This window comes from Pseudomonas sp. MPDS, from assembly GCF_013283895.1.
GTDB lineage: Bacteria > Pseudomonadota > Gammaproteobacteria > Pseudomonadales > Pseudomonadaceae > Aquipseudomonas > Aquipseudomonas rhizophila.
Genome location: NZ_CP054128.1, coordinates 2,028,135 through 2,050,274, shown reverse-complemented (window position 1 = coordinate 2,050,274; position 22,140 = coordinate 2,028,135). Strand labels below are relative to the sequence as shown.

General features: G+C 60.9%; 23 protein-coding genes, 4 tRNA genes and 1 pseudogene. 6 read left to right on the top strand and 22 right to left on the bottom strand.

All coding sequences use genetic code 11. The features are described from left to right. Positions 1 to 68 precede the first annotated feature (68 nt). The 5 genes from cpaB to HQ912_RS08990 form a co-directional block, all read right to left on the bottom strand. Positions 69 to 881: a Flp pilus assembly protein CpaB gene (cpaB, locus tag HQ912_RS09010; protein ID WP_047228161.1), complete on the bottom strand. Its 813-nt coding sequence runs from the start codon at positions 879 to 881 to the stop codon at positions 69 to 71. A gap of 15 nt (positions 882 to 896) precedes the next feature. Next, positions 897 to 2,225: an ATPase AAA gene (locus tag HQ912_RS09005; protein ID WP_047228160.1), complete on the bottom strand. Its 1,329-nt coding sequence runs from the start codon at positions 2,223 to 2,225 to the stop codon at positions 897 to 899. A gap of 2 nt (positions 2,226 to 2,227) precedes the next feature. Continuing rightward, positions 2,228 to 2,758 carry a prepilin peptidase gene (locus tag HQ912_RS09000; RefSeq protein WP_047228159.1) on the bottom strand — a complete coding sequence of 177 codons (531 nt, stop codon included), beginning with the start codon at positions 2,756 to 2,758 and terminating at the stop codon, positions 2,228 to 2,230. A 26-nt stretch (positions 2,759 to 2,784) separates the two neighbouring features. Then, positions 2,785 to 2,979 (bottom strand): Flp family type IVb pilin, encoded by a 195-nt coding sequence (locus tag HQ912_RS08995; RefSeq protein ID WP_047228300.1) that lies wholly within the window; start codon positions 2,977 to 2,979, stop codon positions 2,785 to 2,787. Positions 2,980 to 3,135: 156 nt separating this feature from the next. Continuing rightward, complete coding sequence (locus tag HQ912_RS08990; protein WP_008070254.1) at positions 3,136 to 3,330, bottom strand: Flp family type IVb pilin; 195 nt, start codon at positions 3,328 to 3,330, stop codon at positions 3,136 to 3,138. Positions 3,331 to 3,622: 292 nt separating this feature from the next. On the opposite strand from HQ912_RS08990, the gene HQ912_RS08985 reads away from it, so the two are divergent. Further along, on the top strand, positions 3,623 to 4,492 hold the full coding sequence (locus tag HQ912_RS08985) for a DNA-binding response regulator (RefSeq protein ID WP_047228158.1): 870 nt from the start codon (positions 3,623 to 3,625) through the stop codon (positions 4,490 to 4,492). 58 nt (positions 4,493 to 4,550) lie between these two features. On the opposite strand, the gene HQ912_RS08980 is transcribed toward HQ912_RS08985, so the two are convergent. From HQ912_RS08980 to HQ912_RS08965, 4 genes are all read right to left on the bottom strand, one after another. After that, positions 4,551 to 4,626 (bottom strand) — tRNA-Gly (locus HQ912_RS08980). Positions 4,627 to 4,629: 3 nt separating this feature from the next. Next, a tRNA-Glu gene (locus HQ912_RS08975) sits at positions 4,630 to 4,705 on the bottom strand. 105 nt (positions 4,706 to 4,810) lie between these two features. Next, a tRNA-Gly gene (locus HQ912_RS08970) sits at positions 4,811 to 4,886 on the bottom strand. Between the two features lie 2 nt (positions 4,887 to 4,888). Next, positions 4,889 to 4,964, bottom strand: a tRNA-Glu gene (locus HQ912_RS08965). 371 nt (positions 4,965 to 5,335) lie between these two features. Between HQ912_RS08965 and HQ912_RS08960 the strand changes: the two genes are divergently transcribed. Continuing rightward, a complete protein-coding gene (locus HQ912_RS08960) occupies positions 5,336 to 6,094 on the top strand; it encodes a hypothetical protein (RefSeq protein ID WP_076383820.1) in 759 nt (252 codons plus the stop codon). 79 nt (positions 6,095 to 6,173) lie between these two features. On the opposite strand, the gene HQ912_RS28075 is transcribed toward HQ912_RS08960, so the two are convergent. The 4 genes and pseudogenes from HQ912_RS28075 to HQ912_RS08945 all read right to left on the bottom strand — a co-directional run bounded on the left by HQ912_RS28075 (position 6,174) and on the right by HQ912_RS08945 (position 10,614). Further along, positions 6,174 to 7,037, bottom strand: a complete 864-nt coding sequence (locus HQ912_RS28075) for a methyl-accepting chemotaxis protein (RefSeq protein ID WP_371264151.1) — start codon at positions 7,035 to 7,037, stop codon at positions 6,174 to 6,176. Next, a pseudogene (locus HQ912_RS28070) lies at positions 7,035 to 7,259 on the bottom strand (HAMP domain-containing protein); the annotation flags it as partial. The pseudogene HQ912_RS28070 and the gene HQ912_RS28075, both read right to left, overlap by 3 nt. Before the next feature lie 989 nt (positions 7,260 to 8,248). Then, the gene (locus HQ912_RS08950) at positions 8,249 to 9,646 is read right to left on the bottom strand and encodes a PLP-dependent aminotransferase family protein (protein WP_173406683.1); all 1,398 of its coding nucleotides are present in this window, start codon (positions 9,644 to 9,646) and stop codon (positions 8,249 to 8,251) included. A gap of 206 nt (positions 9,647 to 9,852) precedes the next feature. Beyond that, complete coding sequence (locus HQ912_RS08945; RefSeq protein ID WP_160893097.1) at positions 9,853 to 10,614, bottom strand: SDR family oxidoreductase; 762 nt, start codon at positions 10,612 to 10,614, stop codon at positions 9,853 to 9,855. 226 nt (positions 10,615 to 10,840) lie between these two features. Between HQ912_RS08945 and HQ912_RS08940 the strand changes: the two genes are divergently transcribed. Then, positions 10,841 to 11,845 carry an NADP-dependent oxidoreductase gene (locus HQ912_RS08940; RefSeq protein WP_047230351.1) on the top strand — a complete coding sequence of 335 codons (1,005 nt, stop codon included), beginning with the start codon at positions 10,841 to 10,843 and terminating at the stop codon, positions 11,843 to 11,845. 121 nt (positions 11,846 to 11,966) lie between these two features. On the opposite strand, the gene pyrF is transcribed toward HQ912_RS08940, so the two are convergent. Beyond that, positions 11,967 to 12,665 (bottom strand): orotidine-5'-phosphate decarboxylase, encoded by a 699-nt coding sequence (pyrF, locus tag HQ912_RS08935; RefSeq protein WP_160893102.1) that lies wholly within the window; start codon positions 12,663 to 12,665, stop codon positions 11,967 to 11,969. Between the two features lie 291 nt (positions 12,666 to 12,956). Between pyrF and HQ912_RS08930 the strand changes: the two genes are divergently transcribed. The 3 genes from HQ912_RS08930 to xopAW all read left to right on the top strand — a co-directional run bounded on the left by HQ912_RS08930 (position 12,957) and on the right by xopAW (position 15,629). Further along, a complete protein-coding gene (locus HQ912_RS08930) occupies positions 12,957 to 13,715 on the top strand; it encodes a response regulator (protein WP_047230350.1) in 759 nt (252 codons plus the stop codon). Then, positions 13,715 to 14,758 carry a HAMP domain-containing sensor histidine kinase gene (locus HQ912_RS08925; RefSeq protein WP_173406682.1) on the top strand — a complete coding sequence of 348 codons (1,044 nt, stop codon included), beginning with the start codon at positions 13,715 to 13,717 and terminating at the stop codon, positions 14,756 to 14,758. Before HQ912_RS08930 ends, HQ912_RS08925 begins: the two co-directional genes overlap by 1 nt. A 145-nt stretch (positions 14,759 to 14,903) precedes the next feature. Beyond that, positions 14,904 to 15,629 carry an EF-hand domain-containing protein gene (xopAW, locus tag HQ912_RS08920; protein ID WP_139049443.1) on the top strand — a complete coding sequence of 242 codons (726 nt, stop codon included), beginning with the start codon at positions 14,904 to 14,906 and terminating at the stop codon, positions 15,627 to 15,629. 117 nt (positions 15,630 to 15,746) lie between these two features. Here xopAW and HQ912_RS08915 read toward each other — a convergent pair whose 3' ends face one another. From HQ912_RS08915 to HQ912_RS08880, 8 genes are all read right to left on the bottom strand, one after another. After that, positions 15,747 to 16,784 (bottom strand): AI-2E family transporter, encoded by a 1,038-nt coding sequence (locus HQ912_RS08915; RefSeq protein WP_173406681.1) that lies wholly within the window; start codon positions 16,782 to 16,784, stop codon positions 15,747 to 15,749. 61 nt (positions 16,785 to 16,845) lie between these two features. Then, positions 16,846 to 17,652: a DUF4892 domain-containing protein gene (locus tag HQ912_RS08910; RefSeq protein WP_047230358.1), complete on the bottom strand. Its 807-nt coding sequence runs from the start codon at positions 17,650 to 17,652 to the stop codon at positions 16,846 to 16,848. 143 nt (positions 17,653 to 17,795) lie between these two features. Continuing rightward, positions 17,796 to 18,647, bottom strand: a complete 852-nt coding sequence (locus tag HQ912_RS08905) for an alpha/beta hydrolase (RefSeq protein ID WP_047230346.1) — start codon at positions 18,645 to 18,647, stop codon at positions 17,796 to 17,798. After that, positions 18,644 to 19,438 carry an alpha/beta fold hydrolase gene (locus HQ912_RS08900; RefSeq protein WP_047230345.1) on the bottom strand — a complete coding sequence of 265 codons (795 nt, stop codon included), beginning with the start codon at positions 19,436 to 19,438 and terminating at the stop codon, positions 18,644 to 18,646. Before HQ912_RS08900 ends, HQ912_RS08905 begins: the two co-directional genes overlap by 4 nt. Positions 19,439 to 19,734: 296 nt before the next feature. Continuing rightward, positions 19,735 to 20,178: a hotdog fold thioesterase gene (locus HQ912_RS08895; RefSeq protein ID WP_047230344.1), complete on the bottom strand. Its 444-nt coding sequence runs from the start codon at positions 20,176 to 20,178 to the stop codon at positions 19,735 to 19,737. Between the two features lie 54 nt (positions 20,179 to 20,232). Next, positions 20,233 to 20,685, bottom strand: a complete 453-nt coding sequence (sixA, locus tag HQ912_RS08890; protein ID WP_047230343.1) for a phosphohistidine phosphatase SixA — start codon at positions 20,683 to 20,685, stop codon at positions 20,233 to 20,235. Continuing rightward, positions 20,682 to 21,029 carry a DUF4389 domain-containing protein gene (locus tag HQ912_RS08885; RefSeq protein WP_047230342.1) on the bottom strand — a complete coding sequence of 116 codons (348 nt, stop codon included), beginning with the start codon at positions 21,027 to 21,029 and terminating at the stop codon, positions 20,682 to 20,684. Before HQ912_RS08885 ends, sixA begins: the two co-directional genes overlap by 4 nt. A gap of 30 nt (positions 21,030 to 21,059) precedes the next feature. Beyond that, a complete protein-coding gene (locus HQ912_RS08880) occupies positions 21,060 to 22,085 on the bottom strand; it encodes an NAD(P)H-dependent glycerol-3-phosphate dehydrogenase (RefSeq protein ID WP_047230341.1) in 1,026 nt (341 codons plus the stop codon). Positions 22,086 to 22,140: the final 55 nt, after the last annotated feature.

Below are 22,140 nucleotides of genomic sequence, written 5' to 3'. Positions count from 1 at the left end.
CCTCGTTTGCCGACACGTGAGGATCGGCATCGCCATGGCCGAAGGGACCAGGCATTTTTCTACGCGTTTCAGTGAACGTTGACGACGCTGCTTTCAACTCCACGGATCACCGTGATCCCGCTGGCCTGCGCTTTGGGGCTGCGCTGCACTACGGGCTTTGGCACCGCAGCAGTCGCCACCGCCATCACCGGAGCCGGAGGGGGCGCCACGACCACGGTTTTTTTCTCCAGGTTCAGCGGGTTACGCAAGGCCAGTTGCAACTTGCCTTCGGTCTGCGCAGTCACCAGGGCCTCCGCTTCAGTGGCCGACATTTCCAGCGTCACGGCCCTTACCACCACCGGCTGGGTCTTGTCGGTGCCCGCCGTCTGATCCACCGCCAGCACCCGCAGGTTTTCAAGAATGGTCCGGGACACGGCGTTGTTACTGCCGGCGCTGGTGGTCTTGGTTGCCAGCACGTCGACCCGGTTCCCCGGCAACAGGAACCCACCCACACCGACCACATCATCGACCCGTACCGATATGGCGCGTTTGTCAGGATCGATCAGGGACGCCAGGGTGCTGCCACCCAGGTGCTCACTCAGACGCGCGCCCCGCACGATGTCACCGCGCAGAATGTCGAACGTTGCGATCTTGCCCACGGCCTGTTCGCTGGAGTCAAAGGCATCGTCCGGGATCGTATCCATGGGCATGCGCACGGTCGTGACCTGTTGGGCCTCGACCATTTGCCCGAAGGGAATTGGTACGGTGGCGACCACCACACTTCGCAAGTGGTCATCGGGTTTGGCGTTAAGTCGTGCGCTCAGCCAGGAGTCAGCCATCCATGCGGCACCCAGGCCCATTACCAGGGAAACGCCAATCAGCGAAAGCGTACGAGAGCTCATGTCGGTATCTCCGATTCAAAGGAAGTCGAGCTGAACGAAGTAGTTGTGCCAGGCCCATTCCAGCTCTTGCGGCAACAGGGGCCCGGAACCGCCCAGGTAACGCTGGCGGTCGAGCGCCATGTTCAACAGGTCACGGGGATGGCAAGGCACCAGCGGCATGCCCTCGCCGGCATAAAGCTGCTGCAGCACATAGCGCACCAGCAGCGGGTCATGGGGAATGCCCAGGCGTTCGCACTCCTGGCGCCAGATGCGCTCGTATTCTTCGGGCTTGAGGTAACCGAACTGCACCTTGTAGCCGATGCGGCGCAGAAAGGCCTCGTCAGCCAGTTCCAGGGGGTTGAGGTTGGTGGAAAACACCAGGACCAGATCGAACGGCAACTCGCAATGGCGACCACCGCCCAGGTTGATGAAGTCGCGCTTCTCTTCCATCGGCACGATCCAGCGATTGAGCAATTCGGCCGGGGCCATGCGCTGGCGTCCCATGTCATCGATGATGAACAGGCCGTTGCTGGCCTTGAGCTGCAACGCGGCCTGGTATTGGCGAGTAAAGGGGTCATAGCGAACGTCCAGCTGCTCCATGTTCAACTCGCCGCCCGTGATGACAATCGGGCGTTTGCAGCACAGCAGCCGACGGTCGATGCCTTCATTGAGCATCAGATTGTTCGATTGACTCTTGTCATCCAGGCGCTGATGCACTTGCGGGTCATAGATCTCGATCACCGACTCATTGATGACGATGGCATGGGGCACCCAGATGGCCTCGGCGAACAGCCGGATAAGACGACTGCTGACATAGGTCTTACCCGTGCCCGCCGGGCCGTAAATCATGATCGCCCGCCCTGAATTCAGTGCCACGCCCAACTGATCGAGCATGCCTTGCGACAGCACCATGCCGGCCAGGGCCCGTTGCATGTCGGTGGCGGTGATACGCCCATGGTGAATGGTCTGGATCTTGATCAGGGACCGATAGCTACTCACCGGAAAAGGTGCCGCACCGATATAGCCACTGCGAGACAGGGCATCGCGGGCGGCACTGCGGCCACGTTCGGTCAGGCCGTAACGCAAGGCCTGCACACTTGTTTGCCCGAGCTGGCCGAGCACTTCGACACGACCGTCCTTGCGCAGGAACGCCAGGACTTCTTCCAGTACCGCGCCGGTCAGCGCCAGGCGTTCCACCAGCCGCGGCAGGTCCAACACACCGGCGTCGTGCAGATGCTTGCAGACCAGCTCGCCGAGAAAACTGTCGGTCAGGCCGGTGTCTTGAATCGTGCATGGCTGAGGTGCCAGGCGTTGCACCGCTTCCCGTTCACTGGGGTAGGCATCACTATCGTTGATGACGTGCATGACTAGACTCCCCAGCCATCGGCAATCAGCTGCCAGTAGACGCTGTTCAAGGTGCCGATCAGGATCGCGATCGAATAAGGAAAAGGTTTGCCGGCCACTTCATCCGCGGTAGGTGCCAGGTAAGCCTGGGCCCGCACAATCAGCCAGTAACGCTGGAGGGTCTGGAGCAACTGACCGCGGGCCAGCACGATCAGAAAACCGCACACGCCACCAGCAATCAGGCTGAACAGCGCAGCCCACAATGCGTAATGAACCGGCAGGAAACTGCCCACCATGGCCATCAACTTGACGTCTCCGGCGGCCATGCCACCCACCGCATACATGGGCAAAAACAGCGCAAAACAGACCAGCATGCCCAGCAGGCTGTCGCCCGTTCCGCTGATCCCGCCTGTATAAGTCTGACCGGCCAAACCCAAGGCCAGGCCCAACAGGACCAGCGTGTTGGGGATGCGGTGGCGAAGCAAATCGCTCACCACCGCCACACCCAGCAGTCCTAGCAGCAGCACCGTCGACACCAGCAATTCCATGGACATGGCGCGTCTCCCTGTTGCAGTTATCGTTAGCAGGCCACGTTGCCGTTGACGGCCTGGCACAGCGCACGGATCTTGGTGTCCACCGCGCCGCCCAGAAGAACGAAGGCTGCCGCCACCAACACCGTGATCAAACCTCCCGCGACGGCGTATTCAACAATGGTCAGGCCATCTTCATCTTTGGCGAACCGGCTGATCGAAGTTCTTATTGTGTGCAGAGTCATTTTTTTCACCTCACCTTTGAATAAAGGTTGTAACGCCATGAACTGAGTTGTCGGGGACAACGCCAAGTCCATTTGAATGAATCGTTGTACTCACAGCAAAAGAGTCGCAAGCGAGGCTTCCTTGAAAGCTGCCGTGTCCCCGCGCAGTTATCGCTATCAGCAGGCAACGTTGCCGTTGACGGCCTGGCACAGCGCGCGGATCTTGGTATTCACGGCACCGCCCAGAAGAACGAAGGCGGCGGCCACCAACACCGTAATCAACCCACCGGCCACGGCGTATTCCACAATGGTCAGGCCGTCTTCATCTTTGGCGAACTTCAGCACCGAAGCCTTGATTGTTTGAAGAGTCATTTTGCGCACCTCATCAGGGTTGTTTTCAGAGGCAGTACATTTGCAACTGCCTGATGCAACCCTAGTCAGCGGGTGGGGATAGCCGTTAGGAGGATTTTGCACATCGCTAGGATTATTTTGCGGAGGGAGCCAGGCATGCCTTGCGATTGCAACTCGCAACGATTCGCGCTCTGGCCTTCTGAGCATACGGCGCTTAAAAAACCGGCTTTTTATAAAAAATTATTCGGCGAAGTGATGGCACATTGGCAATACTGCTAGCTTAAGGGCAGTCGCAACGCTGAGTGGTAAGCACATGCCATCGAATCTGACTAGAAAGCCAAAGCTGTTGTGGTTCGATCTGACTCACGATCGGTCCACCCCGGAACTTGTCAGCCAGTTCGAGGACACTTGCGACTGCACCCAGGCAAAAGATGCCCTGCTGCCCGGCGGGGAACAGGCGGACATGATCTGCATCCATTTCGATCGCCCGGATACGCCGGGCCTGAGGCGGTTGCTGGAGATCAAACGCACCGTCCCTGCCACTCCCATCACCATGTTCACCGTGCAGCACTCCGAAGAACTGGCGGTCTGGGCCATGCGCTCGAGTGTGTGGGAATACATGGTACTGCCCCTGTCAGCTACAGAGAGGAAGCGCTACCTGACTGCCCTGGTGCAATTATGCGAGTTACGCCGCCACACCTGTGGCCCGCGCAAGACTTCGTTGATCGACCACGCGCCCACCCTGCCAGACAGCATCCGCCTGACCTCGGGGCACCAGAAACACCAGGCCCTGAGCCATATCATGCTGTACATCGACCAGCATTTTCGCGACAGCATCGATCAGCGGGACCTGGCCAAGCGATGCGGTATGACCACGTTTCGCTTCAGCCGCGTGTTCAAGGAAGCCAACGGACTTGGCTTCACCGATTACGTACTGAACAAACGCATGAGCTTTGCCAAGGAACTGCTCGACAATAGCCAGATGCCTATCACCAGCATCGGCTATGAGGCCGGGTTCAAGGATCCCTCCTATTTCGCCCGCGCCTTCAAGCAGTACGCCAACTGCACACCCAGTGAATACCGCCTGGCGCGGCAGATGCGAACAATGATTCCCGCTCCCGATCTGCCGGAAAACGAGCGTGCAGACGCACTTGAGAGCCTGGTGGAGAGCCTCGAAGATTGAAGCGCGCTTTTTCACGGACGAAAAAAACGCCGCTCAATGAGCGGCGTTTTTTTGAATTTGGAGCGGGAAACGAGACTCGAACTCGCGACCCCGACCTTGGCAAGGTCGTGCTCTACCAACTGAGCTATTCCCGCAAATGGCGTCCCCTAGGGGACTCGAACCCCTGTTACCGCCGTGAAAGGGCGGTGTCCTAGGCCACTAGACGAAGGGGACACGCTGCCCGGAACACATGGTGTGTGTTCCAGTGCCCAGATCCGCACCCGAAGATATCGATTCTGGTTTCACTCAGCCCTGCCCGAAGGCAACGCTGTTTAAAATTGGAGCGGGAAACGAGACTCGAACTCGCGACCCCGACCTTGGCAAGGTCGTGCTCTACCAACTGAGCTATTCCCGCATTGGCGTCCCCTAGGGGACTCGAACCCCTGTTACCGCCGTGAAAGGGCGGTGTCCTAGGCCACTAGACGAAGGGGACACACGTACAACATTCACTGCTTATCGCGTTTGGCTAAGTGCTTTACGCTGTAAGTGGCGCGCATTCTATGGATGGATTGCTGGGTCGTCAACCCCCAGATATAAATTTATTTAAATCAATGACTTCGCCCGGTTTAGGGGCTGTTCGCACATTTTGCCCGTCCGGTCTCTGGCGCCTATATTCTGTCATCCGCCAAGACGTTATAGTCGTGTCCGACAAATAGTGGCAATGTGCATCCATATTCGCCGCACTTCCATACGCAGTGCCACGCCTGTCTAATCGCATCGCACAGGCCTATGCGCTTAAAAGCCAAGCCACTACACTCTTGATATGCGAACCCCAATAAAGAGGTCTTACCGGTGACACCACTCATGATCACCCTGCTCGTCGTAGCCGGGATCGCACTGTTGATCGCCATTGGCTACATGAACCATGTGGTGGAAAACAACAAGCTGGAAAAGGCCCGTACCAAGATTGAACTCAACGACCGCTTGCGTCGTTGTGGCGAGCTCACTGAAACCTTTCCCGGACAATTGATGACCCCGGCCCTGAAGCTGTTGATCACGCGTCTTGAGATCAACGTCTGCCAGCGCCTGCTGAACCTGGAGAAAACCAATACGGCGGTCAAGGCGCGCCTGGACGAACTGAATGCACTCGCCGCCCAGGGTGAATCGATTCCGGTGAACAACCCACCGGCACCGATCCAGACCGAAGCCAAGGCCAAGGATGTGCGGTTTCTGCTCGAGGCCCTTCACGGTCAGATTACCCGCGCCGCCCAGGATGGCTTCCTGCCGCCCAACGAAGCCAAGCGCTGGATCCGCGAAGTGCGACACATCCTGGTGCTGTTGCACATCGAGTTCTTCAATAATCTCGGCCAACACGCCTTGCAGCAAGAACAACCGGGGCAGGCCCGCCTGGCGTTCGAACGGGGTGTGCAGTACCTGCGCAAGCAACAGGAACCGCAGGTCTATGCCGAACAACTGGACTACCTGGAAAAACTCCTGGCCCGCGCCAATGCCATGGTTCTGGCCAGCACCCAGCCAGTCGAAGGCGAAGTCAACCAGTTGACCGAAGGGCTGAAGGACGCCGAAGTAAACGACGAGTGGAAGAAGAAGAAGGTTTACGACTGATATTCGGGTTAGGCTCTCAAGCCTGACTCCTGTGTAGCGAGGTGATTTATCCCCTCGCTACACAGGGTCCGTCGACAGCTCACAGCCTGAAATGCCCCACCATCCCCTTGAGCTCAACCCCTAGCTGCGCCAGCTCAATGCTCGACGCGGCATTGCCCTGCATCGCCAGGGAAGATTGATCGGCACTGGCGCGGATGCTGGTGACACTGCGGTTGATCTCTTCAGCCACCGAACTCTGTTGCTCGGCCGCCGCCGCAATTTGCTGATTCATCTGCTGGATCAGCGACACCGCCGCCGCAATGCTCCCCAGGGCGCTTTCGGTTTGCAGGGCATCACTGACCGCCATCTTCACCAGCTCGCCACTGCTCTGGATCTGCTGCACGGAGGTCTGGGCTGCTGAGCGCAAGGCGCTCACCAGGCGTTCGATTTCCTCGGTGGACTGTTGCGTGCGCTTGGCCAAGGCCCGCACTTCATCGGCCACCACCGCAAAGCCCCTGCCCTGCTCACCGGCCCTGGCCGCTTCGATGGCCGCATTGAGCGCCAGCAAGTTGGTCTGCTCAGCCACGCTCTTGATCACGCTCAACACCGTGCCAATGTTCTGGATCTCAGCGCTGAGGCTTTCGATACTGCTGCTGGCTGAAGTGGCCGAGTCGGCCAATTGTTCAATGCGCACCATGCTCTGACGCACCACCTGCTGACCGCTTTCAACCTTATCGTCGGCGGTCTGGGCCGCTTGGGCCGCCTCTTCGGCATTGCGCGCCACGTCGTGCACGGTGGCGGTCATCTGGTTCATGGCCGTGGCGACCTGTTCGGTCTCCTCCTTCTGGCTGCTGACCTCCAGGTTGGTCTGCTCGGTCACGGCCGACAGCGATTGGGCGGAGTTGGCCAACTGTTCGATACCGGCCTGCAAACCGCTGACGATACTGCTCAGGCCCGCCCCCATCTGTTGCATGGCGAGCATCAGTTGACCGATCTCATCCTGGCGCGTCACCTGCACCGTTGCACTCAAGTCGCCCGAGGCAATCTGCTGTGCAACACGGATGACGCTGCGCAACGGCCCGACGATCAACCGGGTAATGACCCAGGCCGCAATCAGTCCCACCAGCAGCGCCAGGGCCGACGAGCCGATGATCAGCAGCGAATTCTTCTTCAGTTCCGTCTGCATGGCACCGTCCTCGGCGGTGTAAGCCTGGTCAACCCGCTCCACTACCTGGGAGGCACGCTCGTGCAGTTGCTGGTAGACGATTTTCTCCTGGGCCAGCAGGCCGGTGTATTCAGCGAGTTTTTCGTTGAAACCAGCGATATGCCCGGCCACTTCGTTAAGCACGGTCTGGTATCCCGGGTCCTTGACGGCGGTCTTGAGCACCTCGGCCTGCTTCATGGCTTGCTCGGCCTGTTCGATAGTGCCCTGGCCGCCCTCTTCAGAGCCTTTGCGGCTTTGATCCAGGCGTACCCGCGCTTCGTTCATGGCCTGCAACATCAACCGAGACACTTCGCTGACCTGATTGGCTTGCTCAATGAACTCGCCGCCCTCCTTGCCTTCGGACTCTTTCAGGGTATAAGCGCCATCATCTGCCAGGCCCGCTTGCAGCACATCCAGGTTATTGGCAACGCTGGACACTGACCAACTGGCCATTTCCAGTGCCAGATCCTTGCTCTGGCTCAACTCGACGAATTCGTCGAACGCCTTGCGATAAGCCGCCAAGGCTTGCTCCACGTCGTTCATCACCGGCACGTTGGCCGCCGATTGCGCCTTGAGCTCGTTGGCCTGGGCAATCAGTCCGTCCACGCCCAGCCGCAAGGCATCGACCGTTTTCGGGTCCGAGCGCAAGGCGTATTCCTGCTCAAGCAGGCGGACCTTGAGCAAGCCGCTATTGAGGGATGACATCTGTTTCAGGCCATCGAAACGATAGCTGATGGTCTGCAGGGACCAGACACCGATGGCCGCCACCACGGCGGTAAGCAGCAGCACCAGGACAAACCCCAGGCCCAGTTTCTTTGCCATACCCAGGTTGGCAAAACGTCTTTGCACGGCCGAAATCATTGCGCCCAGTCCTCTGCCAGTGTGTGTTGATTGCAGATTCGCAACGAGATGCCCTGTAACACAAGATGCTGGCGTCGGAATAATGGCAAAAAGCTACAGCGCCGTCGTTTTCAGGACAATTGAGGTCGATCCAGAGCCGCCGCGCGGAAGAATGCCTGGGCCCTCGAATCGCAGGCGTGGGCCACGTTGATCCGCAGCCAGTCGCTGACAGCACCCGACGGGCTGAACGCTGTACGAGACGAAAGCACCACACCGAACCGCTTGGCCAAGCGCTGCAATGCAGCGTAGTCGCATAACGGTGGACGCGCCCAAATGAACAGCCCGCCGGCCGGCCTGCCAAACACTTCCCAATCCGCATCCTCCAGCACCTGCAACACCGCTGCCATGTCGGCACTCAAACGCTGGCGCTGACGCTGGACCAGTTTGCGATAGGCGCCGCTGGCCAGAAGATTGGCCAGCACTGACTCACAGAAGCGTGAACTGCCCATGCTGGTAATGCCCTTGACGTCCCTCAAGCGTGCGATGACAGACGATCCGGCCACGACGAAACCGACTCGCAATGAGCTGCTCAGGGTTTTCGAGAAGCTGCCCACGTACACCACGTCGGTATCCAGCGCTGCCAGTCGGGTCCGGGTTGAGTTCTGGAAGTCGGCATAGACATCGTCTTCGACCACCAACATGGCGTGTTTTTTCGCCAGTTGCAGCAGTTGCTGGGCCACGGCCGGGGCCAGGCTGCTGCCGGTCGGGTTGTGGCAGGCGCTGTTGACGAACAGAGCGCTGGGCCGATGCGTCGCCAAGAGACATTGGAGTGCATCGACGTCCGGGCCGCGCGGAGTCCTGGGCAGTTCGATCATGTCGATGCCATGAAACCTGAGCAGGTCGAACAGCTTCGAATACCCCGGACTCTCCACCACAACGCAGCATCCAGGCTCAAGCAGTGTGCGCACAATCAGGTCCAGACCGTGGGTCGCGCCCGTGGTGGTCAGGATCAGGTTTTTATCGGCGTGGATATTGAATTGTTTCAGGCGCCTGGACAGTTGCTCCCGCAGAGCGGGCAGCCCCATCGGCGTACTGTAACTGAACAGCCCTGCCATATCGGTGCGGGTGACCTGACGGATCGCGTAGCCCAGATCATCGCTTTCGCGCCAACTCTCGGGCAGCCCTCCACAGCCGAGCTTCAGCTCCCACTGCGAGTTCTGGGGTACGCTGTCTTGGGTGATCTGCACGTCTTCCAGCCAGTCTTTGTCGGAGGGCTCGTAGCTGGACGACGGAGGCGGCGCGACAAAAAAACCCGAACCATGGCGCGCCGCCAACACCCCTTGGGCCACCAGGCGTTCACACGCCTCGTTGACACTGGACTGACTGAGCAGATTCTCCCGGGCCAATTGGCGAATGGAGGGCAGTCGGGTTCCCGGTTGCACCGCATCCTGTCGAATCCAGCCGGCCAGCGCGTCGACAATTTGCTGCACGACAGGCACCAGGGCCTGCCGGTCGATTCTCAACTCCATGAGTAACCAAGCTCCTAAGCAACTGTTTTATCTCTGGAAACAGTTAAGCACAGGCCGTCTCTGGACGATGTACGACAACGTCACCAAAACGGTCGATTCTCACCCTTTGAAACACATTCAGGGGCTGACACGGGGCATTTTTAACCCCCAAAGAAAAAGCCCACAACAAGTGCGGGCCTAGTCCTACACGCTAAATACAACGTTCTTCAGAAAGCCGTGACGCCGCCGTCCACCGCCAATGAATGACCGGTGGTGAATGCAGCGCCATCGCTGCACAAATACAGCACCGCGCTGGCGATCTCCTCGACCTTGCCGATGCGTCCTACCGGGTGCATGGCGTTGGCGAACTCACCTTTTTTCGGATCCGCTTCATAGGCACGACGGAACATGTCGGTGTCGATTACCGCCGGGCAAACCGCGTTCACGCGGATTTTCTTCTTGGCGTATTCAATCGCCGCCGATTTGGTCAGGCCGATCACCGCGTGCTTGGACGCTGCATAAATGCTCATCTTCGGCGCCGCCCCCAGCCCCGCCACCGAGGCGGTATTGACGATGGCACCGCCCCCTTGGGCCAGCAGCAACGGCAATTGATACTTCATGCACAGCCAGACGCCCTTCACATTGACGCCCATGATGGCGTCGAACTCATCGAGGGTGCCGTCGGCCAGCTTGCCCTTTTCGATTTCGATCCCGGCGTTATTGAAGGCGTAATCAAGCCGGCCATAGGCATTGATTACTTCGCTCATCAGGTTCTGCACGTCGCTTTCCAGCGTTACGTCGCAGCGCACGAACAGCGCTTCACCGCCCGCCTCACGAATCGACTGCACTGTGCCCTCGCCACCCGCCTCGTCCAGGTCGGCCGCCACCACTTTCAGGCCCTCAGCCGCGAATGCCTGGGCCGTCGCACGGCCAATGCCCGCGGCTGCGCCCGTGACCACGGCGACCTGTCCGGAAAACGTCATGCTCATTGTCAAATCCTCGAAGAGTGCGGGAGATGACGCCAGTCTAGTCACAGGTCCGGACGATGCGGCAGCACTATCCAATTACCGTTTGAGTATTCATGGGCGCCAGTGATAACGGCCCCGGCGCCATTATCACTGGGCTCGATCGAACTGCATTCGCTGCATCAGCAAACCTTGCGACAAACGCTTCGAAGGTCTATCAACAAGGCTTCATTCATCTTGAGTGCCAGCCATGACTGCCCAGACCAATCGCCAGTTCCTGCTCGCCAAACGCCCGGTAGGCGCTGCGACCCGCGAGACTTTCACCTATCAGCAAGTACCGGTCGGCGAGCCGGCAGCCGGCCAGATTCTGGTGAAGAACGAATATCTGTCCCTGGATCCGGCCATGCGCGGCTGGATGAACGAAGGCAAGTCTTACATCCCGCCGGTAGGCATTGGAGAAGTGATGCGCGCCTTGGGCGTAGGCCAGGTAGTCGCCTCGAACAACCCGGCCTTCGCGGTCGGTGACTACGTCAACGGTGCGCTGGGTGTGCAGGATTATTTCCTCGGCGAGCCGCGTGGTTTCTACAAGGTCGATCCGAAACTGGCGCCATTACCGCGCTACTTGTCAGCATTGGGCATGACCGGCATGACCGCCTATTTCGCCCTGCTGGACGTGGGCGCGCCCAAGGCCGGCGAGACAGTAGTGCTCTCGGGTGCCGCCGGTGCGGTGGGCAGCATCGCCGGGCAGATCGCCAAGATCAAAGGTTGCCGCGTGGTGGGCATCGCCGGCGGGGCCGACAAATGCAAATTCCTGATCGATGAACTGGGCTTCGATGGTGCCATCGACTACAAGAATGAAGACGTCCATGCCGGTCTCAAGCGCGAATGCCCCAAAGGCGTGGATGTGTACTTCGATAACGTCGGCGGCGACATCCTCGATGCGGTGCTCAGCCGCTTGAACCTCAAGGCCCGCGTAGTGATCTGCGGTGCGATCAGCCAGTACAACAACAAAGAAGCGGTGAAAGGCCCGGCCAACTACCTGTCGCTGCTGGTCAACCGGGCGCGCATGGAAGGCTTCGTGGTCATGGACTACGCCTCTCAGTTCGCCGCCGCCGGGCAGGAAATGGCCGGCTGGATGGCCAAGGGGCAGCTCAAGAGCAAGGAAGACATCGTTGAAGGACTGGAGACATTCCCCGAGACGCTGACCAAATTGTTCAGTGGGGAGAATTTCGGGAAGTTGGTATTGAAGGTCTAGTCACAAAAACACCTGTGGGAGCGGGCTTGCTCGCGAAGGCGGATTGTCAGGCGCCATTTTTGCCAACTGACACACCGCTTTCGCGAGCAAGCCCGCTCCCACAAGGGATCTTCAGGTCTGATCAGGCCAGTTCGGCGACTACCGCCGCCAGTGCCTTGGCCGGATCAGCCGCCTGGCTGATCGGTCGGCCGATCACCAGGTAGTCGGAACCGGCATCCAGTGCCTGACGCGGGGTCAGGATGCGGCGTTGATCGTCCTGGGCGCTGCCCGCCGGACGAATCCCCGGCGTCACCAGTTGCAGCGACGGGTGCGCCGCTTTCAGGGCGCTGGCCTCCAGGGCCGAGCAGACCAGACCGTCCAGGCCAGCCTTCTGCGCCAGCGCCGCCAGGCGCAGCACCTGTTCCTGAGGCTCGATATCCAGGCCGATACCGGCCAAGTCCTCGCGCTCCATGCTGGTCAGCACGGTCACGCCGATCAGCAACGGCTTCGGCCCGCTGCGCTGATCCAGCACTTCACGGCAGGCCGCCATCATGCGCAGGCCGCCGGAGCAATGCACGTTGACCATCCACACCCCCATTTCGGCGGCCGCCTTGACGGCCATGGCGGTGGTATTGGGAATATCGTGGAATTTCAAATCCAGGAATACTTCAAAACCCTTGTCACGCAGGGTCCCGACAATTTCCGAAGCGCAACTGGTGAACAGCTCCTTGCCGACTTTGACCCGGCACAGCTTGGGGTCCAACTGGTCGGCCAGCTTCAGGGCGGCGTCACGGGTAGGGAAATCCAAGGCAACGATGATGGGCGTCTGGCAGGCGGACATGAGTGGGCTCTCAGGCAAGTCGAAATCGGCGCGCATTGTAGCGGAACCAGCGCCCGTGCGGGACCCGATGATCGGTAAATCCTCATCGCGCCCGGACAGCATGGACGATGCCGGCCTTTGTGTCGAAGTCGATACACTCATGACACGCGCACAACACGCCGGCACGCTACCGTCTGGCGCCGCACCCCCGTCCTTTCAGCGCTTCACGCCTAGCGGCACGAAGCCTATGCTGAAGCCTCAACCTCGCCGCCTTCTTTGCGGTTGGCAGCCTATCTGGCAGATGATGCATCCATGCAGAACACCCCTGTTGCAAATTCTGACGATCAAAAAGCGCCCGACGATGACAAGCGCTGGAGTACCCGGGCGTTGATCGTCGATGACGATGTGCCGATCCGCGAGCTGCTGATCGATTACCTGGCCCGTTTCAACATACGCGCCAGCGGCGTGAACGATGGCGCGGCCATGCGTCGGGCGATGCAGGCCGAGCATTTCGACGTGGTTGTGCTCGACCTGATGCTGCCGGGCGAAGACGGCTTGCAATTGTGTCGCTGGCTGCGCGCCGAATCGGACATCCCGATCCTGATGCTCACCGCCCGGTGCGAGCCCACCGACCGCATCATCGGCCTGGAACTGGGCGCCGACGATTACATGGCCAAGCCGTTCGAACCCAGGGAACTGGTGGCGCGGATCCAGACGATCCTGCGCCGGGTACGCGACGACCGCACCGAGCAACGGGCCAATATTCGCTTCGATAACTGGCGACTCAACAGCGTACTGCGCCAGTTGATCTCCGCCGACGGACTGGTGGTGCCGCTGTCCAACGCCGAGTTCCGGCTGTTGTGGGTGTTCATCGAACGACCGCGCCGGGTACTGAGCCGCGAACAGTTGCTGGACGCCGCCCGTGGGCGCTCCATCGAGGCGTTCGACCGCAGCATCGATCTGCTGGTTTCGCGCCTGCGCCAAAAGCTGGGTGACGACCCCAAGGCGCCGCAACTGATCAAGACCGTGCGCGGCGAAGGCTACCTGTTCGACGCCCGGGACATCGGCTGATGCGCTTGCGCCTCGACACCTTGTTCGGCCGCCTGTTTGGCGTGCTGTTACTGGCGATCGTCCTGGCGCACCTGTTGGCCTTTGTCTGGTTTTCTCAATACGACAAACCGCCTTTGGGGCCACCCCCCGAATTTTCCCGGCAAGGCCAGCACCCTGGGCCCACGGGGCCCCCACCCAACCGCCCTGCGCGCCCATGGTTCGGTGGGCCGGTGGTACCGCTGACGTTTCAGTTTGTGTGCCTGATCGTCGCCGCCTGGTACGGCGCCAAACTGCTGACCCTGCCTATCCAGCGCCTGAGCGATGCCGCCGAACGCCTGAGCGAAAACCTCGACAGCCCACCGTTGGAAGAAACCGGCCCTAGGGAGGCCCGCCAGGCTGCCCATACGTTCAACCTCATGCAACAGCGAATTCGCGAGCAGGTGCAGCAGCGTTCGCGCATGCTCGGTGCGGTATCCCATGACCTGCGCACTCCGCTTTCACGGCTCAAGCTGCGCCTGGAACAGATCGATGACATCAAGCTGCAGGGCCAGATGCGTCAGGACCTGAACGATATGATTGGCATGCTCGACGCCACCCTCACCTACCTGCACGAGCAACGCACCAGCGAAGCGCTGCAATGGATGGACGTGCAGGCGTTGGTGGAATCGCTGAGCGAAAACGCCCAGGACCAGGGTGCCGACGTGCAAGCCAGCGGTGGTTGCGCGCCGTTACAGGTGCAGCCGATGGCGTTGCGCTCGTGTATCAACAACCTCATGGACAATGCCTTGCGCTACGCCGGACATGCGTTGATTACGCTGCAAGACCAGCGCGACCAGGTAGTGATTCGGGTGATTGACCACGGCCCCGGGATTGCGGCGGATAAACGCGAAGCAGTGTTCGAGCCCTTCTATCGCCTGGAAGGCTCACGCAACCGCAACTCCGGCGGTGTCGGCCTGGGCATGACCATCGCCAGGGAAGCCGCCGAACGCTTGGGCGGGCAATTGAGCCTGGAAGAAACGCCAGGGGGCGGATTGACGGCGGTGATCCGTTTGCCCCGCGCCTGAAACCACCTCAATCCCATGTGGGAGCCGCGTCGGGGGCTGAGTTTGTACACCCGCCGGTACAAACTCCACACACCCACGACAACTGCCCCGCCGACGCTGCATAAGCCGGTGCACCCACCGGCATTCCAGCCCAAGGAGAGCGCCCATGATCGGTAGCGTCAGCAGTTACTCGCCCTATACCAGCACCAGCAGTACCGCGACCAGCAGTGCCCGCAGCCAGCAGTTTCAAAAGGAGCTGCTCAGCAAACTCGACAGCAACGCCGACGGCTCGGTCGATCAGGAAGAATTGAGCACGGCCCTGTCGCAGAAGAGTGACGACGGCATCCTGGTCAGCCTGAGCGACAATTTCAGCGACCTGGACAGCGACAGTAGCGGCGACCTGAGCAGTGATGAGATAGCCGCGATGGCGCCACCGCCTCCGCCGCCACGGGACCAGGCGCCGACGACCGAACTGGCCGATGCGCTGCTCAGCGCCCTGGACGCCGACGGTGATGGCGAGGTAAGTAGCGAGGAGCTGAGCAATGGTCTGGCGAGCGCCGGCAGCACTGCCGACAGCCAGGAACTGTTCTCGGCCCTGGACGAGAATGAAGACGGTACCGTCAGCCTCGACGAACTCGCCGCCAGCCTCCCCCCGCCACCGCCACAACAGGCCTCCAGTGAGGCGTTGTTCAGCCAGCTCGACGCCGATGGTCAGAGCAACACCGGCACCAGCGAACTGACCAGCGCGGTACAGGCCAACCGCACCAGCGACAGCTCCACCGACCAGACCAATGTCAGTGAAGCGCTGAACAGGATGATCGCCAACCTCAGTCGACAATACTCGCTGGATGATGTCGCCCCCGTGGGGAAATACCTGAACGTGGCGACGTGATTGACCGGCAAGCCTGGTTTTTCAGAGCCAGGCTTGCCTGCTGGATCGAAGCCCATTGGTGGCGAGGGGATCTATCCCCTCACTACAAAAAGGTTGCTGCTGGTCTCAGGAGTGAGGTTATCGCGCCTGGCTCTTGCTCCAGTCCGTCAGCAAGCTGTAGGCCACCGCCAGCAGGGTCGGGCCAATGAACAGTCCGATGAAGCCGAAGGCAATCAAGCCACCGAACACCCCCAGCAATACGATCACCAACGGCAGGTTTCCGCCACGGCTGATCAGGTAGGGTTTGAGCACGTTGTCCACACCGCTGATGATGAAGGTGCCCCAGATCCCCAGGAACACCGCCATCCCGTATTCGCCCTTCCACACCAGCCACGCCGTGGCGGGGATCCAGACCATGGGCGGCCCCATGGGAATCAGGCTGAGCAGGAAGGTGACGATGCCCAGCACCAATGCCCCCGGTACGCCAGCGATCAGGAAACCAATCAGCGCCAGCACCGCCTGGGCCGCCGCGGTGCCGATCACGCCGTTGACCACACGCTGCACCGTACCGGCCACCAGTTCGATGTAGTAACCGGCACGGTCGCCGATCAGACGCTCCAGCAACCCGTGCACGAACACCGCCAGGCGCGGGCCGTCACGGTAAAAAAAGAACACGAACACAATGCTCAGGGTCAGTTCGAGAATGCCACCGCCGATTTGGGCACTGCGAGCCAGCAGCCAGTTGCCGACCTGACCCAGGTACGGCCTGACGGACACCATCATGGCTGCACCTTGCTGATCGATGCTGTTCCAGATGCCCACCAACCGCCCCCCCACCAGCGGTAAGCCCGCCAGCCATACCGGGGGATCAGGCAGGCCATCGACCTGCACGTTCTTGATAAATGCCGTGGCGTCGCGTACATGATCAGCCAGGTTGAAGCCCAGCCACACCAGCGGCACCGCCACCAGCACCATCCAGCCTACGGTCAGCAAAGCCGCCGCCAGCGACTCACGACCATTGACCCAGCGGGTCAACAGGCGCATCAGCGGCCAACTGGCAAACGCCAGCACCGCGCCCCAGAACAGCGCCGACCAGAACGGAGCCATCACCCAGAAGCTTGCACCGAACAACACCAGGAGCAGGATCTGCACCAACAGCCGATCGTTATTGAGCATGTCAGGTCTCGAAATAAAAACAGGGCCGGGCTGACGGCGTGAGCACGTCACCCGAGACAGCTTAACGCAGCAGCTCAAGATGCAGGCCCGCCGCATCGCCCCTGGCGGCCTCCATTCGCGCCGCCCGGACCCCCTGATCGATCAATGCTTGCCGCCAGGCCTCGGCCTGGGGTCCGGCGACAGTGACTCGAAGACCCGTGTCCAGGTTCAGCGCCCGGGATAGCAGGCGCAACCAGGTTTCGTCCGGTTCGCCGACCAGACGCGGCAAGTCCAGCACGCCGGTGTCCTTGAGCTGGCGCAACAGCGTGGCCGATGTGGGCAGCAGGTTCCCCAGCGAGGCGTTTGCCTCGAACTGCTCGACATGCAGGTAAGCCTTACGATTGCCGCGAGTAATGCCATACAGCGCAATCAGTGTGTTATCCGCGGGCGGCGCCAGGCGCAGCAGCAGATAAGACTGACCGTTATCGGCACCATAGAGCTTGGCATTGCCGAACACTTCGTTGGCCCACAGGCTGCTTTCGCCGCAATCACGAGCCTGGCACCAGAACAACAGTTGCGCGTCCTGCTTCTGCAAGGCTTCGCGGGCAGCGGTAAAGGCCTGGATGGCGGAGTGTTCCGGCGGCAGTTCGTAAGTCACCGACGTGGTGTTGCCACGGGCATCGACCTGCCCATCGAAGCGCAACTGGCCGCTGATCTTGCGGATCGAACCCAGGGGATAAATCCGCTCCAGGTCAGTGGTTTGCCGGTAATCGACAATTTGCGCGTCGGGCATGCGGGGCACCCGCTCCAGGTCCCGGCTGCCGGGAACATCGGCGGCAAACGATGCCGGGCTGAAGCAGGCCAGCGTAAGCAAGGCGAGTGAATGAATGGATAATTTCATCGGATCGGCATGGCCTGGGTCTCTGGGGTGAGGCCGGTGTCATCGATGCACTGCGAGGCCGCTAAACAGAGATCTGTCATGGTTGTCTCCCTTTTTCAACCCGCCCAGCCTCGACAGTTGCCAGGCGCAAGTCAAGAAACGGTGAAGAACCGATTGAAACAGTCTGCTACAAGCGCGGCGCCAGCCTCGTCGTTCAGGTGCAAATGATGACCGCCGGGCAACCGTTCATGACTGAAGGGTAGACGCTCCAGCAACTCGGGGTGTCGGGCAAGCATGCCGTCAGCAGCCACCACCAGATGCGCGGGGCAAGCGACCCGCGCCACGAAGGCCATGGCCTGCTCATCGGTCAGGCGAAGCGGCGATGGCAAGGTCAGGCGATTGTCGGTGCGCCAGGTGTACCCTCCCGGCACCGGCATCAGGCCGCGCTGGGCCAGCAATTCGGCGGCTTCGCGACTGACCGCCACCAGGCCTTTCATGCGGGCCTCAATGGCCCGGTCGAGGGTTTTGTAGACCGGTTTTCGTTTTTGTTGCAAATCCAGCTGCGCCTGCAGGGCCATGCCCATGCGCTCGGCGGCGTTGTCGCCTTTGTCCGTGGGAGGGATCACCCCGTCGATCAGCCCCAGGTGCGTGACCCGGTCGGGCAAGGCTCCGGCGAGCACCAGCGAGACGATGGCGCCCATGGAATGCCCCAGCAGGGCGAAACGCGCCAGGCCCAGTTGTTCGGCGACTTGCAGCACATCATGGGCATAGTCCCACAGGGCATAGCCAGCACCGGGTGGGCGATGCCCGGAGTGACCGTGACCGGCCATGTCCAGTGCAATGACCCGCAGGCCCTCAAGCCGTGGAGCCAGCCGGGCGAAGCTGTTCGCATTGTCCAGCCAACCGTGCAAGGCGATGACCGGCCGGCCATCCTCCGGCCCGAACAGGTGGGCCGCCAGTTCAATGTGGGGCAGGCTCAGACGGACTTCTTCAACCCCACTCATAAGCTGCGCCCTTCCCAGCGCTGAAAGAGATCCTTGAGCAACCTGGCCGTGTCCTGCGGACGTTCCAGGGGAAACATGTGGCCGCCGGGCATGCTCAGGGATTCACCATGGGGCATTCGACCCACCGAACGGGTGTGATGGCGCATCACCACGCGACTCTGCCGACCGCGCACCACCGCCAGCGGCACTTTGAGCATACGGGCCCGGCCGGGACTGGTGTGCGGCACGCCGCGGTAAATGCTGATCTCCGTGGCCGGATCGAAGCGCAGCCGCAAGCGGTCGCCGACTTGCTGCAAGCCATGTTGCAGGTAGGCGTCGAAGCATTCCGGGTCAAACCCGCGGAACAGCGTCTTGGCGGAAAAATACTGCCGGGCCGACTCCAGGTCAGCGAACTCTTCACGCCGGCCCAACGTCCGTCCCGCTGGAGTCAGACGATCGATGAACCCCAGGCGCTTGGCGGCCAGGATCACCCACTGATCGGCGCGGGTCAGCACCGGCGAATCGAGCATTACCACGCCACGATATAACTGTGGACAGCGCAATGCGGCATGCAGATGCAGAACGCCACCCAGGGAATGGCCGACGCCCCACACCGGTTCAGGTTGTTGTTCCAGGTGATGAATGAGCTCGTCCACCAGGTTGTGCCAGTTATCGTCTGCCGGAAAACGCGGGTCATGGCCGTGCAATTCCAGATGCGCGACCTCGTACTGCGGCGCCAGCGCGGCGAACAGCTTGCCGTAAGTGGCCGAGGGAAAACCATTGGCGTGGGCGAAAAACACCTGTTGCGACATGACAGTGGATCCATGGGGAAACTGGAACCGATTGTCCGCACATCCCGGTGGCGCGGCAATGACCGTAACTGACAGCAATGATGACAGTCGGGCTTGGGCTATGGCGTTGTATGAGCGATGTAAACCCGTGGCGAGGGAGCTTGCTCCCGCAGGCCTGCTCAGCAGGCCCAAAACCAGGCGTCGCGGTATGGCAGGCTAACCGAGTCGATGGGTTTGCGGGGCCGCTTCGCAGCCTCGCGGGAGCAAGCTCCCTCGCCACAAGAGCGGCCCATCAGTCACAAACATGCATTCGGGTTTCAACGCGCCGGCGGCTGTTCACCCAGCGGCACCACGGCCATGGTCAGGCGCGACACGCAGTTGACTTTGCCTTCGTCGTTGGTCAGGCGGATATCCCAGACCTGGGTGGTGCGGCCCAGGTGGACCATCCGGGCCGTGGCCGTCACCCGACCACTGCGCACAGCGCGCAAGTGGTTGGCATTGATCTCCAGCCCCACGCAATAGAACTTGCTGGTGTCCACGCACAGATAGGCCGCCATGGACCCGACCGTTTCAGCCAGCACCACCGATGCACCGCCATGCAACAGGCCGAATGGCTGGTGGGTGCGGTGATCGACCACCATGCTGGCAGTCAGGGACTCGTCGTCGAAAGATTCGAAACGAATGTCCAGCACTTCGCTGATGGTGTTTTTACCGGCGGCGTTCAGTTGCTCGATGTTGGGGGTGGTGCGCCACAGACTCATCGTTGTCCTTCCTTTATGTTTTTTGTTGTGCTCAACCCTGCGACCAGAGACCTCTCAGGGATGCTGAATGCCCTTGAGCTGCATCGCCCCGGCCAGCGGCAGGTCACCCTCCAGCTCGGCCAGGCCAGCCGTTTTAACCTGTTCGGGTTGTTGCAGGTGACCGTGTTGCAGAAAGCCCAGCAGGCTGCCCACCAGCGGGTTATGACTGACCAGCAGCACGTCGCCCTGATCAACCAGCTGTTCCAGGACTTTTTGCGGGCGGGTTTCCGGCGTGAGCCAATCAACAGTGATCAACTCAGGCGCGAAGCCCAAGGCTTCGCGCACCAGTTGGGCGGTCTGTTGGGCGCGCAGGTACGGGCTGGCATAAATGGCGCTCAGCGGCTGGCCGATCAGCGCGGCGGCACTGCGCAGTGCTTCTTCGCGACCGTGAGCGGTCAGCGCCCGCTCAGGGTCGGGACGGGCACCGTATGGCTCGGCTTCCCCATGACGCAATACCCACAATTTCATAGCTTGGGCTCCTCGTCCCGGACCGGATGCGGAGCCGGCGCCACCACGTGAGGCGCTTCACCTTCCGGCGTGCGCGGGGTGGGCCAGTCGGCGAATGGCCAGGGTTTCTGGTCGCTGTGGAAGGTGCCAAAACGGCCGATCTGCGCCAGGAACTGGCTCAGGCTGTCACCAAAGTTCATCAGGCTGGCACTGGGCGCGCCATAGATCAGCCGGTAGATCAGTTGCACCAATACCACCGCGCCCAGGATGAACTGCGCCACCTGCCAGACCAGCAGGTAAATCACCATCCACAACACACGCAGCAGGATGGACTCGTATCGGGCCTGCTCTTTTGGATCGCTCATGGTTTGCTCCCGCTTCTGATCAATAGAGGCTCAGTTGAAGCCACTGGTGGAAATGAAATCGACATCGGTCTTGGGCTCGCCACGCATCAACAGTTCGATCACCTGCTCCAGCGTGCGCCCTTCGAACAGAATCGCATGCAGCCCCGCGACCAGTGGCATGTAGACCCCGGACTCTTGAGACTTGGCCTTGAGCACCTTGAGCGTATTCACTCCTTCGGCCACTTCACCCAGGCGCGACACAGCCTCGTCCAGGCTCAATCCCTGACCGAGCGCGAAGCCGACCTGGTAATTGCGGCTTTTAGGCGAGGAACAGGTGACGATCAAATCGCCGACCCCGGCCAACCCCAGGAAGGTCATCGGATTGGCACCCTGGCTGACGGCAAAACGGGTCATTTCCGCCAGCGCTCGGGTGATCAGCATGCTTTTGGTGTTCTCCCCCATGCCCAGCGCCACCGCCATGCCGGCGATGATGGCATAGACGTTCTTCAGCGCCCCGCCCAGTTCCACACCGAAACGGTCGGCACTGGCGTAGACCCGGAAGGTTCGCCCATGCAGCGCGGCCTGGACCCGCTGGCACAGTTCTTCGTCTTCACTGGCGACTACGGTGGCGGTCAGCGCATGCTCGGCGATCTCGCGCGCCAGGTTCGGCCCGGAAATCACACCGATTCGAGCCTTTGGGGCGATTTCTTCGAGAATCTCGCTCATCAGCTTGAAGGTCTGGGCTTCGATCCCCTTGGTCAGGCTCACCAGCAATTTGCCGCTCAAGCGTTCGGCATGGGGCGCCAGGACCGAGCGCAGGGCGCTGGACGGCAAGGCGACGAAAAACAGGTCACAGTCCTGCAAGGTGGCCTGCAAGTCAGTCACCGGTTCAACTTCAGGGCGGATCTTGATGCCCTTGAGGTAACGCGGGTTCTCGCGATTGACCCGGATGGCCTCGGCCTGCTCCGGGTCACGCATCCATTGGCGCACCGGGTGGCCGTTCTCGGCCAGCAGATTGGCCACGGCGGTACCGAAACTCCCGCCCCCCAGGACCGCAATCGGGCGCTGTTCAGTCATATGCAATCCGTTCATCCATACCAAGTGGCAATGCCGGGCATTATACGGAGCGGCC